This window comes from Streptomyces sp. BJ20 (genome assembly GCF_022869105.1).
Classification (GTDB): domain Bacteria; phylum Actinomycetota; class Actinomycetes; order Streptomycetales; family Streptomycetaceae; genus Streptomyces; species Streptomyces griseoincarnatus.
In genome coordinates, this window is record NZ_CP094918.1 from 4,554,356 (window position 1) to 4,568,197 (window position 13,842).

At 73.1% G+C, this 13,842-nt stretch carries 14 protein-coding genes; 8 read left to right on the forward strand and 6 right to left on the reverse strand.

Annotated elements, in window-relative coordinates; genetic code table 11:
* Positions 1–29 precede the first annotated feature (29 nt).
* From MTR79_RS20410 to MTR79_RS20425, 4 genes are all read right to left on the reverse strand, one after another.
* Positions 30–737 carry a cupin gene (locus MTR79_RS20410; RefSeq protein WP_244791670.1) on the reverse strand — a complete coding sequence of 236 codons (708 nt, stop codon included), beginning with the start codon at positions 735–737 and terminating at the stop codon, positions 30–32.
* Positions 737–1,666, reverse strand: coding sequence for a PmoA family protein (locus MTR79_RS20415; RefSeq protein ID WP_244791672.1), 930 nt, complete (start codon positions 1,664–1,666; stop codon positions 737–739). Before MTR79_RS20415 ends, MTR79_RS20410 begins: the two co-directional genes overlap by 1 nt.
* On the reverse strand, positions 1,663–2,781 hold the full coding sequence (locus MTR79_RS20420) for a Gfo/Idh/MocA family oxidoreductase (RefSeq protein WP_244791674.1): 1,119 nt from the start codon (positions 2,779–2,781) through the stop codon (positions 1,663–1,665). The genes MTR79_RS20415 and MTR79_RS20420 overlap by 4 nt, the downstream gene beginning before the upstream one ends.
* A gap of 108 nt (positions 2,782–2,889) precedes the next feature.
* Complete coding sequence (locus MTR79_RS20425; RefSeq protein ID WP_244791676.1) at positions 2,890–3,678, reverse strand: response regulator; 789 nt, start codon at positions 3,676–3,678, stop codon at positions 2,890–2,892.
* Positions 3,679–3,927: 249 nt separating this feature from the next.
* On the opposite strand from MTR79_RS20425, the gene MTR79_RS20430 reads away from it, so the two are divergent.
* From MTR79_RS20430 to MTR79_RS20450, 5 genes are all read left to right on the forward strand, one after another.
* Complete coding sequence (locus MTR79_RS20430; protein ID WP_199215650.1) at positions 3,928–4,911, forward strand: tripartite tricarboxylate transporter substrate binding protein; 984 nt, start codon at positions 3,928–3,930, stop codon at positions 4,909–4,911.
* A gap of 38 nt (positions 4,912–4,949) precedes the next feature.
* Positions 4,950–5,468, forward strand: coding sequence for a tripartite tricarboxylate transporter TctB family protein (locus tag MTR79_RS20435; protein ID WP_048456646.1), 519 nt, complete (start codon positions 4,950–4,952; stop codon positions 5,466–5,468).
* A gap of 1 nt (position 5,469) precedes the next feature.
* Complete coding sequence (locus MTR79_RS20440; protein ID WP_189364014.1) at positions 5,470–7,023, forward strand: tripartite tricarboxylate transporter permease; 1,554 nt, start codon at positions 5,470–5,472, stop codon at positions 7,021–7,023.
* A gap of 319 nt (positions 7,024–7,342) precedes the next feature.
* Positions 7,343–7,501 (forward strand): cellulose binding domain-containing protein, encoded by a 159-nt coding sequence (locus tag MTR79_RS20445; protein ID WP_279953475.1) that lies wholly within the window; start codon positions 7,343–7,345, stop codon positions 7,499–7,501.
* Positions 7,502–7,576: 75 nt separating this feature from the next.
* The gene (locus tag MTR79_RS20450; protein WP_189364015.1) at positions 7,577–9,214 is read left to right on the forward strand and encodes a cellulase family glycosylhydrolase; all 1,638 of its coding nucleotides are present in this window, start codon (positions 7,577–7,579) and stop codon (positions 9,212–9,214) included.
* A 62-nt stretch (positions 9,215–9,276) separates the two neighbouring features.
* On the opposite strand, the gene MTR79_RS20455 is transcribed toward MTR79_RS20450, so the two are convergent.
* A complete protein-coding gene (locus MTR79_RS20455) occupies positions 9,277–9,933 on the reverse strand; it encodes a class F sortase (RefSeq protein ID WP_048456645.1) in 657 nt (218 codons plus the stop codon).
* Between the two features lie 203 nt (positions 9,934–10,136).
* Positions 10,137–10,622 (reverse strand): hypothetical protein, encoded by a 486-nt coding sequence (locus MTR79_RS20460; protein WP_244791678.1) that lies wholly within the window; start codon positions 10,620–10,622, stop codon positions 10,137–10,139.
* A 252-nt stretch (positions 10,623–10,874) separates the two neighbouring features.
* Between MTR79_RS20460 and MTR79_RS20465 the strand changes: the two genes are divergently transcribed.
* The 3 genes from MTR79_RS20465 to MTR79_RS20475 all read left to right on the forward strand — a co-directional run bounded on the left by MTR79_RS20465 (position 10,875) and on the right by MTR79_RS20475 (position 13,814).
* Positions 10,875–12,038: an MFS transporter gene (locus MTR79_RS20465; protein ID WP_189364016.1), complete on the forward strand. Its 1,164-nt coding sequence runs from the start codon at positions 10,875–10,877 to the stop codon at positions 12,036–12,038.
* 108 nt (positions 12,039–12,146) lie between these two features.
* Complete coding sequence (locus tag MTR79_RS20470) at positions 12,147–13,025, forward strand: SDR family oxidoreductase (protein ID WP_189364017.1); 879 nt, start codon at positions 12,147–12,149, stop codon at positions 13,023–13,025.
* Between the two features lie 54 nt (positions 13,026–13,079).
* A complete protein-coding gene (locus MTR79_RS20475) occupies positions 13,080–13,814 on the forward strand; it encodes a maleylpyruvate isomerase family mycothiol-dependent enzyme (RefSeq protein WP_189364018.1) in 735 nt (244 codons plus the stop codon).
* Positions 13,815–13,842: the final 28 nt, after the last annotated feature.

Sequence of the window (13,842 nt, forward strand, 5' to 3'; positions counted from 1 at the left end):
CACCCCACCGCAATCCTGCGCCGCAGGCGTCACACCGGCAGCCCGTACTCGTCGCGCCACCCGCACATGCCCAGCCCGCCCCGCCGGCTCGGCTCGACGTCCCACACCCCCGCCCCCTCGAGATACCTGACGTCCCCCACCCCCAACGCCTCCAGCCGCTCCCCCGTGCGCCGCACCGCAGCCACCGCTCCCGCCTCCCACAACTCCCGCCACTTCGGCACCCGGTCCCGTACCAACCCCGCCGCCGCCCGCAGGAACTCCCGGTAGGGCTCCACGTCTCCCGCCCTCAACGCCTCCCTCAGCCCGAGATACCCCTCCACCGCGAGATCCCTCCGCCCCCGCGCAGCAGTCTCGTCCCCCACGTCCGCCGCCTCCGCGTACCGCGCCACGTCCCCCAGCACCTCCGCCGGGAACGTGAACACCGCGTCCCCCGCCTCCGGCAACCCGCTGTTCTCCATCAGGACCGTCACCCGCAACGCACCACCGTCACCACCCTCCCCCCGCACCATCCGATGCACGGTCCCCGGCGCGAACCACGTAACGACCCCCTTCCGCAACGGGACCTCCCGATACCCACCCTCCACACTCAACGTCTGCACGGCCCCCGACCCCGCGGTGACGACGTACGCCTCCGTACACGCCAGATGCACATGCGGACTCCCCCCGCACACCCCGTCCGCGGCCTCCCACTCGTACGCCCGCAGATGCGAAAGCCCCACCGCCCCCGGCAACGGCATCACCACTCCACCCCCGCCAAGAACTCGTCCACCCGCTCACTCCCCCACGCGCCGTCCGCGACCACCACCCGGTACCGGTACCCGAACGACTCCCCCGCCGGCAGCCCGAACTCCTCGAAGAACGCCCACGAGAACGCCACCGACGGAATCGGCTCCGACCGCACGAACCAGTGCGACGGATGCACGGCCCGCCCCGGATCCAGATTCTCCGGCGCATGCGCGAACACCACCGTCGACGCCCCGTCGACGCCGTCCCGCTCGGCCGTGAACCCCAGCCACGGGCCCCGCGTCCCCATGAACCGCTCCCCGGGACCACCCTCCTCCCTCCCCGGCGCGAACACCGTCCCTCCGGTGAAGTCCCGCGGCCCCCGCCACTGCAGCCCCGTGTACCCGGCCATCTCCCGCCCGGCCGTGGTCGGCGACCCGAACCTCAACTCCTCGCCCCGCACGTTGGTCAGCCGTATCGACCAGTCCAGCACCCAGGCGCCCCGCACCACGTCCACGGAGTGAACGCTCAACCCCCGTTCCTCGCGCGCCCATGCGTCGCCCCCGTTCTCCACCCAGGTGAGCTCCTCCACGCACGCGAACCGCTCCTCGTCCACCTCGAACGACGAGAACCCGTCGTGCCGCATTCGTCCGATCCGCTCCGGCAACGGCAGGTAACCCCGCCCGTGCACATACGAGTTGCCGCCCCAGAAGTTCTGCCCGGACACATGGCTGGCCGTCATCTGCAGCCCTTTGTGCCACCGGTGGTCGTTCGGCCGGTACCCGGTCACCACCCTCCCGCCGAGTGTCCGCACCGGGTGCGCGTACGGTTTGCGCGACTCGAACTCCACAGGGTCGGGCCGGTACACGTACCGCAGAATCTCGACGTCCCCCACGCTCACGCCCACGGCGTCCCCGTGCGCGTGCACCACCCGGAGCGTCATGCCCGCCCCTTCCCGGTCCACGTCGTCCCGGACCCCCCGTGCATGGCCGCGTAGAACGAATCGCCCGGACCGATCTCCCCGGCCCGGACCGCCCGCCCCGTGAACGCCGCCTTGTACAACGCGGCAGCGAACTCCAGCGTGTTCCGCGCCTCCCGCCCGCTCCCCGGCGGCCGCACCCCGGCGTCCCACGCGTCCAGCACGAACCCCAACTGCGCGGTGTGCGAACTGGGCACGTCCTCCCCCGCCTCACGCCACGCGGCCACCCGCTCCTCCGCCACATGAGGCGCGGGCGTGTACACCCAGTCGTCGTTCACGTGCCCGTACAGATGCGTCACTTCGACGGTCGCGTCCGCGCAGTCCACCCGCACCCGGCTCACCTCGTGGGGCGACAGCACACTGTTGACGACAGTCGCCAACGCGCCGTTCCCGAACCGCACCAACGCCGTCGACACGTCCTCGCTCTCCGTGTCGTGCACCAGCCGCGCCGCCATCGCCTGCACATCCTCCCACTCCCCGAGCAGGTGCAGCAGCAGGTCGTACTGGTGGATCCCGTGCCCCATCGTCGGCCCGCCGCCTTCGGTGGCCCACCGTCCGCGCCAGGGCACGGAGTAGTACCCGGCGTCCCGGTGCCAGGTGGTCTGGCAGTGGGCGACCAGCGGCGCGCCCAGCTCCCCGCCCCGGATCAACTTCCGGGCGCGCACGGCGCCACTGCCGTACCGGTGCTGGAAGACCACCGTGGCACAGGCCCCGGACGCGGCCTCCGCCGCCGCGATTTCGTCGTACTCGGCGAGCGACAGACACAGCGGCTTCTCGCACAGCACCCAGGCCCCCGCCTTCAGCGCGGCGACGGTCTGCTCGCGGTGCAGCGACGGCGGCGTGCCGATGAGCACCAGGTCGGGCCGCGCGGCGTCGAGCATCGCCTCCGTCGAGGAGAAACCCGCCACTCCCTCCCCGGCCTCCGCGCGGAAGGCGTCCAGCCGGCCGGGGTCCACGTCGACCGCGGCGACGAGTTCGACACGGTCGGCGTGCGCCCGCAGCGCGGGCAGATGCCCGCCGCCGACGATGGCGCCGGTGCCGACGACAGCCGCACGACGGCGGCCGGAGGACGAGGTCATGCGGCGCTCCTCGGAGAGCAACAGGCCATTCGGTCAGCGGGGGCAACCGCAGAGAGCAAGACGCAGACGCATTGGAGCAGTAAGCGCTTTCCCCACGCGCTCCCGACCCTAGGCCCGCCCTCCCCCGGAGACAACCCCTCGTCCCGCCCCCACGGACCGGTACCGCCGCTCGGGCCGCCCGGTCGCCCCGTACCGCAGCGACACCTCGGCCGCCCCCACGGCGTGGAAGTACTCCAGATACCGCCGCGCACTGACCCGCGAGACACCGGTCAGCCGCGCGCACTCGCTCGCCGACAGGCTGCCCTCCGCCTCGCGCAGCGTCCGCTCCACCAGCCCGGCGGTCTCCGCACTCATGCCCTTGGGCAGCCGGCGCAGCCCGGACGGCACGGTCAGCACGGACATCGCCGCCCCCGCCAGCACCCGGTCGACGTCCGCCTGCCCGCGCACCACGGTGTCCCGCAGCATCCCGCGCTGCGCCGCGTACCGCTCCAGCCTCCCCCGCAGGTCCTCGAAGTCGAAGGGCTTGAGCAGATAGTCGACGACACCGTGCCGCACGGCGCCGCGCACCGCGTCCGCCTCGCGCGCGGCGCTGACGACCATGACGTCGCAGTCGTGCCCCGCGGTGCGCAGCCGGGGGATGACATCGAGGCCGAACACGTCGGGCAGATACAGGTCGAGCAGCACGAGATCGGGACGGAGCGCGTCGACGGCGCTCAAAGCCTGCTCACCGCTGCCCGCGACCCCGACCACCCGGAAGGGGTCGACGCGTTCGACGTACGCCCGGTGCACCCGCGCCACCCGGAAGTCGTCGTCCACCACCAGCACCCCGATGGTCCCGCCGACCCCTCCGGCCTCGCCCGTGCCGCCGACCCCGCTCACATCCTCCTCGCCCCACATGCGCCCCATCATCACCCCGTCCCCCGTCCCCGCACAGCGCCCTGCGCCGGACCTGCACCGGGAGCAACCGCCCCGCTGACACAACGACCACAACCTCCATTGCTTCCGTAACCGCGACAGCCCGCCCCCGCCCCGGCACCATGTGGCCCGCGTCACCCGTCCTCCCCACGGGTGACGCGCCTCGGAACAACTCACCGGAACCACACATCCCGCACCCCCGCACAACCCGACCGACAGGTGGTGGCACCCGTGCGCCTGCGCACACCCCTCGCCCTGCTCGGCGCCGCTCTGCTCGTCCTCGTGGGCCCCCCGCTGCTCACGACCGGCAGCGGCGCCGAGACCGGCACCCACATCCCGGGCCTGCGCCTCATGGTCCCCAACACGCCGGGCGGCGGCTACGACATCACCGCCCGCACGGCCGCGAAGAACGCCGAGGACGCCGGACTCACCCGCTCCGTCGAGGTGTTCAACCTGCCCGGCGCCGGCGGCACGGTCGGCCTCACCCGCCTGGTGAACGAGCGCGGCAACGGCAAACTGGCGATGTCGATGGGGCTCGGCGTCGTCGGCGCCGTCCGCTCCAACCACGCGCCGCGCACCCTCGCCGACACCACGCCCATCGCCCGGCTCACCGAGGAGCAGGACGTGGTGGTGGTCGCCAAGGACTCCCCGTACCGGACGATCGGCGAGCTGATCGACGCGTGGAAGGCAGCCCCCGGCCGGCTCCCCGTCGGCGGCGGCTCCTCCCCCGGCGGCCCCGACCACCTCGCGCCGATGCTGATGGCGCAGGCCGCCGGGATCGCCCCGAAGGACGTCAACTACATCCCGTTCGACGGCGGCGGCGAACTGCTCGCCTCGATCCTCGGCAGCAAGGTCGCCTTCGGCGTCTCCGGGGTCGGCGAGTACCGCGACCAGATCGAGGCGGGCGAACTGCGACTGCTGGCGGTGACCGGCCCCGAGCGCGTGCCGGGCCTCGACGCGCCCACGCTCAAGGAGTCCGGCTACGACGTGGAGTTCACGAACTGGCGGGGTGTCGTCGCCCCGCCCGGCATCACCGACGCCGAACGCGGCAAGCTCGTCCGGCTGGTGGAGGCGCTGCACGACTCGAAGGAGTGGCGGGAGTCCATGAAACGCAACGGCTGGGACGACGCGTTCCTGACCGGCGACGAGTTCGGCGCGTTCCTGGCCGCCGAGGACGAGCGCGTGGTGTCGGTACTGAAGGAGCTCGGCCTGTGACCACTCCCTCCACCCCGGCGCCCGAGCAGACCGGTCCGGTGCCGCCGGCCACCCCCCGCACCGCCCGCTCCTGGCTCCGCGACCACTCCGAACTGGGCGTCGGCGCCCTCCTCCTCGCCCTCGGCGTGCTCGTCCTCACGGACGCCCTCACGATGGACGTCGACATCACCCAGCGCGGCCCGGTCGGGCCGAAGACCGTGCCCGTCGTGGTCGGCATCGGTCTGCTGCTCGTCGCCACCCTCCTCGCCGTCGACGTGCTCCGCGGCGGCCGGGGCCAGGCGGAGGCCGGGGAGGACGTCGACCTCGGCGAACCGGCCGACTGGCGCACGGTCCTGCTGTTGTCCGGCGTGTTCCTCGGCTCCGCCGTCCTCATCGAGCCGCTCGGCTTTCCCGCCGCGGGCGCCCTGCTGTTCTGGGGTGCCGCGTACACGCTCGGCAGCCGCCGGGTGGACCGTGACCCGCTGATCGCCGCGGTGCTCTCGCTGGCCGCCTACGCCCTGTTCGACAAGCTGCTCGGAGTGCCGCTGCCCGGCGGTCCGCTGATGGGAGTGCTGTGACATGAACGCCCTCAACTCCCTGCTGGACGGCTTCGGTACGGCCCTCACCCCGCTCAACCTCCTGTGGGCCGCGGTGGGTGTGCTGCTCGGCACGGCGATCGGCGTCCTGCCGGGCATCGGCCCGGCTATGGCGGTGGCCCTGCTGCTGCCGGTGACGTACGGGCTCGACCCGACCGGCGCGTTCATCATGTTCGCCGGCATCTACTACGGCGCGATGTTCGGCGGTTCGACGACGTCGATCCTGCTGAACACGCCCGGTGAGAGTGCCGCCGTGGTCGCCGCGATGGAGGGCAACCCGATGGCGAAGTCGGGGCGCGGCGCGCAGGCCCTCGCGGCCGCCGCCGTCGGCCACTTCGCGGGCGGCATGGTGGGCACCCTGCTGCTGGTGGCGCTCGCGCCCACGGTCGCCGACCTGGCGGTGGACATCGGCGCGCCGGACTACTTCGCCATCATGGTGCTGGCGTTCATCGCCGTGACGTCCGTCCTCGGCTCGTCGCGGATCCGGGGCCTGGCCTCGCTGCTGATCGGCCTGACCATCGGTCTGATCGGCCTGGACCAGATGACCGGGCAGCAGCGGCTGACCTTCGGTTCGCTGCATCTCGCCGACGGGGTGGACGTCGTCATCGTCGCGGTGGGTCTGTTCGCGATCGGCGAGGCGCTGTGGGTGGCCGCCCATCTGCGGCGCCGGCCGCCGGAGCCGATCCCGGTGGGCCGGCCGTGGCTGGGCCGCGCCGATCTGCGGCGCACCTGGAAGTCCTGGGCGCGCGGCCCGCTCATCGGCTTCCCGTTCGGCGCGATCCCGGCGGGCGGCGCGGAGATACCGACGTTCCTGTCGTACGTGACGGAGAAGCGGCTGTCGAAGCACAAGGACGAGTGGGGCAAGGGCGCCATCGAGGGTGTGGCGGGCCCCGAGTCGGCGGCGTCCGCCTCGGCGGCGGGCACGCTGGTGTCGATGCTGACGCTGGGCCTGCCGACCACGGCGGTCGCGGCGGTGATGCTGGCCGCTTTCCAGCAGTACGGCATCCAGCCGGGCCCGTTGCTGTTCGAGCGTGAGCCCGACCTGGTGTGGGGCCTGATCGCCTCGCTGTTCGTCGGCATGGTGCTGCTGCTCGCTCTGAACCTGCCGCTCGCACCCCTGTGGGCGAAGCTGCTGCGCGTCCCGCGGCCGTATCTGTACGCCGGGATCATGTTCTTCGCGGCGGTGGGCGCGTACGCGGTCGGCGGCGAGGTGATCGACCTGGTGCTGCTGCTGGTCATCGGCCTGATCGGGTTCGGCATGCGGCGTTACGGACTGCCTGTGCTGCCCGCCGTCATCGGTGTCATCCTCGGCCCGGCCGCCGAGCAGCAACTGCGCCGCGCGCTCCAGATCAGCGACGGCAGCGTCACCGGCCTGGTGAACACTCCGTTCTCGGTGACCGTGTACGCGGTGGTGGTGCTGCTGCTCGCCTGGCCGCTGCTCCGCAGGGCGCTGCCGCACCGCACCGCCACGCCGGCCGGGACGCCGGAGACAGCCGGGGAGTCCGAGTCCCGTACGCCGTCCGACCGGGGCGTCTGAGGCGCCCGAGCCGTCGAACGGCGGTCGAACTCCCCGGCGTCGGGCCGGGACGCCCCACGGTGTCCCGGCCCGACGCTTCCCACCCCTGCTGGTCACCCCGCGGATCCACGCCTCACCCCTTGACGCGTACCGACACCGGTGGCTGCATGTCCCGCATGGGAGCGCTCCCACCTGCTGGAAGGGGACACCATGCGCGACCCCCGCGCGCTGCGCTTACCGGGCTCACGGATCCGCTCGTTGTTCGGCCTGCCGGCCGCCGCTCCGCTTCTCCTGCTCGGCCTGCTCGCCCCGGCCGCGACCCCAGGCGTGGAAGGGCGCCCTGACGACCGCCGCCGACGGCACGGCCACCGTCTCCGACGCGGGCTGGAACAGCTCCCTCGCCCCCGGCGCGAGCACGGCGTTCGGGATCGTCGCCACCACCACGGGGGCGGCCGCCCCCGCCGCCTTCGCCGGCTGCGCGGCCACACCGGCCTCCTGACCCGGCACCCCGCACCCCGCACCCCGCACCCACCGAGACGCGAACCCCCTCACCCACCCCTCCCCTGGAGCCGCCATGAGACCCACCCGTCGCACCGTCCCCTGGGCCGCCGCCCTCCTCGCGGCGCTCGCGGGCCTGCTCCTGACGCCGTCCGTCCCGGGCACCCCGGCCCACGCGGCGCCCACCGGGTTCCGGGTGCAGGACGGACGGCTCCTCGAGGCGTCCGGGAACGACTTCGTGATGCGTGGCGTCAACCACGCGCACACCTGGTACGCCGACCGGCTCGACTCGCTGGACCACATCAAGGCCAAGGGCGCCAACACCGTCCGGGTGGTGCTGTCCAGCGGCGACCGGTGGACCCGCAACGACACCGCGGACGTGGCGAACGTCGTCACGCAGTGCAAGCGGAACCGGCTGATCTGCGTCCTGGAGGTGCACGACACCACGGGTTACGGCGAGCAGAGCGGAGCGGTGACGCTGTCCCGCGCCGCCGACTACTGGATCGAGGTGCGCGACGCGCTGGTCGGCCAGGAGGACCACGTCGTCGTCAACATCGGCAACGAGCCGCACGGCAACACCGGCTACTCGCGCTGGACCGACGACACCAAGGCGGCGATCCAGAAGCTGCGGGCCGCCGGGTTCGACCACACGCTGATGGTCGACGCCCCCAACTGGGGCCAGGACTGGGCGTTCACCATGCGCGACAACGCGGCCTCCGTGTTCGCGGCCGACCCGGACGCCAACACGGTGTTCTCCATCCACATGTACGGCGTCTTCGACACCGCCGCCGAGGTGAGCGACTACCTGAACCGGTTCGTCACCGCGAAACTGCCTGTCGTGGTGGGCGAGTTCGGGCACGACCACTCCGACGGCAACCCGGACGAGGACGCCGTCCTGTCGGTCACCCGGCAGCTCGGCATCGGATACCTGGGCTGGTCGTGGAGCGGCAACGGCGGCGGGGTCGAGTACCTGGACATGGTCGAGAACTTCGACCCCGAGCGGACGACCAGCTGGGGCAAGCGCCTCTTCGACGGTCCGGACGGGATCGCCGCCACGTCCGAGGAGGCCGCGGTCTACCGGAGCGGCCCGGGCGAGGACACCACGGCGCCGACCGTTCCGGGTGCTCCCGCGGCCTCCGCGGTGACGTCCTCCTCCGTGACCCTGACCTGGGGTGCGGCCGGCGACGCGGTCGGCGTGACCGGCTACGACGTCGTGCGGGTCGCCGGCGGTCAGGAGACCGTCGTCGCCTCGGCCTCCGGCACCACGGCCACGGTGTCCGGTCTCGCGGCGGACACGTCGTACACCTTCGCCCTGTACGCGCGGGACGCGGCCGGGAACCGTTCGGCGCGCTCCGCGACGGTGACCGTCACCACGGCGTCGGGTGCGGCGGCCGGGTCGTGCGCGGTCGCCTACCGGGTGACGGGTGAGTGGCCCGGCGGCTTCCAGGGCGAGGTCGTCGTCCGTAACACCGGGAGCACGGCGGTCGACGGGTGGACGCTGCGCTGGACCTTCCCGGCGAGTCAGCGGATCACCAGCCTGTGGGGCGGGACGGTGACGCAGAGCGGTGCGGAGGTGAGCGTCGCGGCGGTCCCGTACACGGCGACGATCCCGCCGTCCGGTTCGGTGGCGCTGGGCTTCACGGGGACGCGGCCGGGGACCAACAGCAGCCCGGCGGTGTTCCTGCTGAACGGCGCGGAGTGCTCCGCGGCCTGACGGAGGCGGCTGCCCGCAGGGTCTCTCCCCCCTCCGGGCAGCCGTTCGTCGTGGGCCTCGGTTCAGACCAGGTGGGCGAAGACCACCAGATTCTCGGTGTAGTCCTTGGCGGCGCGGTCGTAGGCGCCGGCGCAGGTGATGAGCCGGACCTGCGCGTCGGGGGTGTCGGCGTACACGCGCTCGTTCGGGAAGGCGTCCTTGTCGAAGGACTCCGCCTCGTCAACGACGAACGTGGCACGGGTGCCGTCGGCGCGCCGCACCTGGAAGCGGTCACCCTTCTCCAGTTCGCTGAGGCGCGCGAAGACGGCCGCGGAGGTCTTGGTGTCCACGTGTCCGGCGATGATGGCCGTGCCCAGCTCGCCCGGGGAGACGCCCTTGGCGTACCAGCCGACGAGGTTGGTGTCGTTCGGCGGGGGCGCTTCGAGCTGGCCCTTGCTGTCGACGTCGAGTGCCGTGAAGGGGGCGTTCACGCCGATGGAGGGGATGACCAGCCGCGTCGGCGCGGAGCGCGGCAGGTGCTTGCCGGGGGACCCTTCGGCGGGGGACGCCGATGCGGCGGACCCGCCCTCGGCCGGCCCGGTGGACGCGTCGGCCGAGGGCGCCGCGGAGACCGTGCGGGAGGCGTGCGGCCCGTGGGCGTCGTCGGGCGGGTCCTCCCCGCCGCCCATCAGCGTGGTGGCCAGCAGCAGACCGGCCCCGCCCCAGAAGACCGCGGTCATGACGGAGCGCACTCTGCGCCTCGTCGGGGACGCCTGGTCGGGTTCGACGGGAGTGGGGGCACTGGCCGGCATCGGGGGAACCACCTCGTTCGGGCACGGCGGAGGGCAGGTCAGGGAGGGAGGACTCGAGAGGGGGCGAGCGGGGCCGTCGTGACGCGCGGGGCGCCGGGGACGGCCCCGGCCGCTATGACCCCGGGCACGGCTCAGGCCATGTTCCCGGAGACCTTCTTACGGCGCAGTGCGTAGGCGCCGGTACCGAGGACCGCGAGCGCGGCGAGGCCGCCCGCCGTGACACCGGGCTGCGAGGCGAGACCGCCGCCGCCGGTGTGCACGCCGCCGTGCGGCTTGTCGTGCTTCCACTCCTTGTCCTGCTTGCCGCTCCAGGACTCCTCGCTCTCCGAGTCGCCCTTCTCCTTGTAGGTCTCGGGGTCGTACTTCGGGTCCTTGGCGGTGCCCCAGTCGTCGTCGCCGGTCACCGCGGACAGGGCGCCGCCGCCCGCGTGGACCCCGCCGTGCGGCTTGTCGTGCTTGCCTTCCTTGTCGTGCTTGCTCTCCTTGTCGTACTCCTTGCTGTAGGAAGACTTGTCGTGACCGCTGTCGCCGTCGTGGTCGGCGTAGGCCGCGGGGGCGGCGATGGCGACGGCCGCCGTGGCCGTCGCGGCGGCGAGCATCATGCGGGCAGAGCGCATCTGAGAGTCCTTCCGCTGGAGGCCGGGCAGCTGACTCCGCGTCAGCACAACTCTCCCGGGCTCCGGCCTGATCCACGCTCAGCCATCTCGCGCGACCTGACCATCCGGGACGATCACACGGGTTAACTCCCCACCCCTCCGGCCGTGCGCCGGCTCACTTCCGTCGCACCCCGTGGCCTCTTGCCGCGACATCGGAACGCCACCTAGCCTGCCTTTGTGCCGCTAATAAACAAAACCCGTTCGCACAGTGCCGTGCCGGGTACCGACCTCGTCCGGCTCCGACTCGCCCTGACCGCCTTCTTCGCCCTGGACGGCTTCGTCTTCGCCGGCTGGGTCGTACGCATCCCCGCCATCAAGGAACAGACCGGGTCGTCCGCGAGCGCCCTGGGACTCGCGCTGCTCGGCGTCTCCGCGGGCGCCGTGATCACCATGACGCTGACCGGCCGGCTGTGCCGCCGGTACGGCAGCCACCTGGTCACCGTGGTCTGCGCGGTCCTGCTCGGCGTCAGCGTGGCCCTGCCGCCGCTGACCCACTCCGCGCTCGCGCTGGGCGCCGTGCTGCTGGTCTTCGGCGCGGCCTACGGCGGGATCAACGTCGCCTTCAACAGCGCGGCCGTCGACCTGGTGGCGGCGCTGCGACGGCCCATCATGCCCAGCTTCCACGCGGCGTTCAGCCTGGGCGGCATGATCGGCGCGGGGCTGGGCGCCCTGGTCGCGGGATCCCTGTCGCCGCTCCGGCATCTCACAGGGCTCGCCGTGATCGCACTCCTGGTGACGGCGGTCGCGGGGCGGGCGCTGATGCGGTGCGAGCCGCTGACCCCGGCGGACGGCGGACGGCCCGCCGAGGGCTCCGCACCCCGGCGCGACCGGCGCACCCGCGCCCTGGTGATCGTCTTCGGGCTGATCGCGCTGTGCACCGCCTACGGCGAGGGCGCGCTGGCCGACTGGGGGGCGCTCCATCTCGAGCAGGACCTGGACGCCTCGCCGGGGGCCGCGGCCGTCGGCTACCTGTGCTTCGCGCTCGCCATGACGATCGGCCGACTGAGCGGCACCACGCTGCTGGAACGGCTCGGCCGCACCCGCACGATCCTGGTGGGCGGCTCCACGGCCGCGGCCGGCATGCTGCTCGGCGCGCTGGCCCCTCACCTGTGGGCGGCGCTGCTGGGGTACGCCGTCACCGGGCTGGGGCTCGCCAACCTCTTCCCGGTCGCCGTGGAGCGGGCGGGCGCGCTGGCGGGCCCGAGCGGGGTGGCGACCGCCTCCACGCTGGGTTACGGCGGGATGCTGCTCGGCCCGCCCGCGATCGGTTTCATGGCCGACTGGTACAGCCTCCCGGCCGCTCTCACCAGCGTGGCGGTGCTGGCGGCGGTGGCCACCGCCATCGGGTTCACCACCCGGCACGTGCGGACGGACTGAGTGCCCGGCGGGGATCGCCGGGCGGTCCCGGGGTACCCGGTCGTCGGAGTCCGCCGGTCCTCCGCACGGCGGACTCCGCAAGCGACCACCGCGGATCCGGGAGAGAACGTGAGCGATCAGCAGAACCCCGTCGACCAGCAGCCCACCCCCGACTTCCCCTCCCAGGACCAGCCTCATCCGGGCTGGACCGGCCCCATGGACCCGCCGCCGGACCACGGTGAGGGCTCCTACCGGGGCAGCGGCCGCCTGACCGGCCGCAAGGCAGTGATCACGGGCGGGGACTCCGGCATCGGCCGCGCGGTCGCCCTCGCGTTCGCCCGCGAGGGCGCCGACGTGCTCTTCACGTACCTGGACAGCGAGAAGGACGAGGCGGACGAGACCGCGCGCTGGGTCGAGGAGGCCGGCCGGCGCGCCGTGGCCGTGTCGTGCGACATCCGGGAGGAGGAGAACTGCCGTGCGCTGATCGACCGGGCGGTCTCCGAGTTCGGCGGCATCGACATCCTGGTGAACAACGCCGCGTACCAGATGTCGCAGCCGGACGGCATCGAGGCGATCACCACCGAGCAGTTCGACCGGGTGCTGCGGACCAACCTCTACGGCATGTTCTGGCTGTGCAAGATGGCCGTGCCGCACATGCGGGAGGGCGGCAGCATCATCAACTCGGCGTCCGTGCAGGCGTACAAGCCGAGTCCGCATCTGCTGGACTACGCGACCACCAAGGGCGGCATCGTCACGTTCACGCAGGGGCTGGCGCAGATGCTGATCGAGCGGGGCATCCGGGTCAACGCCGTGGCGCCGGGCCCGGTGTGGACGCCGCTGATCCCGGCGACGTTGCCGGACACCGCGGAGTTCGGCAAGCAGGCCCCGATCGGGCGTCCGGCCCAGCCCGCCGAGATGGCCCCGGCCTACGTGTTCCTCGCCTCGCAGGAGGCGTCGTACATCACCGCCGAGATCGTCAACGCGACGGGCGGGACGCCGCTGCCGTAGGGCGCCGGGAAAAGCACTGACCGCACGGGCCCTACGTGGGGCAGACTCCCGGCCATGGAGACTGCCTGGTACTTGGAGATCCTTGAGCACGAGGGCCGGTCGCTGGCCGACGCGGCGGAGCAGGCGGGGCCCGGAGCCCCCGTGCCCGCCTGCCCGGACTGGCGGGTGAGGGACCTGCTGCGGCACACCGGCGTGGTGCACCGGTGGGCGGCGGGCTTCGTCGCCGACGCGTGTCCGACGCCCCGCCCGATGGAGGAGCACCCGGACCTGGACGGTACGGAGCTGCTCGCCTGGTACCGGGCCGGCCACCGCGCGCTGCTCGACACGCTTCGCGAGGCGAAGCCGGACGTGGCGTGCTGGACCTTCCTGCCCGGCGCCGAGTCGGGACTCGGCTTCTGGGCCCGCCGCCAGGCCCACGAGACGGCCGTGCACCGCTGGGACGCGCAGGCCGCGCGCGGCGGCGACCCGACACCCGTCGCCACGGACTTCGCGGTGGACGGTGTGGACGAACTGCTGCGCGGCTTCCACGCCCGCCGCAGGAGCCGGGTCCGCACCCCCGAACCGCGCGTGCTCCGGATACGCGCGACGGACGCGGACGCGGTGTGGACGGTACGGCTGTCGCAGGAGCCGCCGGTGACCGCACGGGACGCCGCCGGGGACGCGGAGTGCGAGGTGTCCGGTCCGGCCGCCGAGCTGTACTTGTCGCTGTGGAACCGGCTCCCCGTGCCCGAGGTGACGGGCGACCAGGCGCTCGCGGAGCTGTGGCGGAAGACGTCCGCGGTCGTCTGAGACGGGGGTGCTTGCCCGCCGGCCGCCC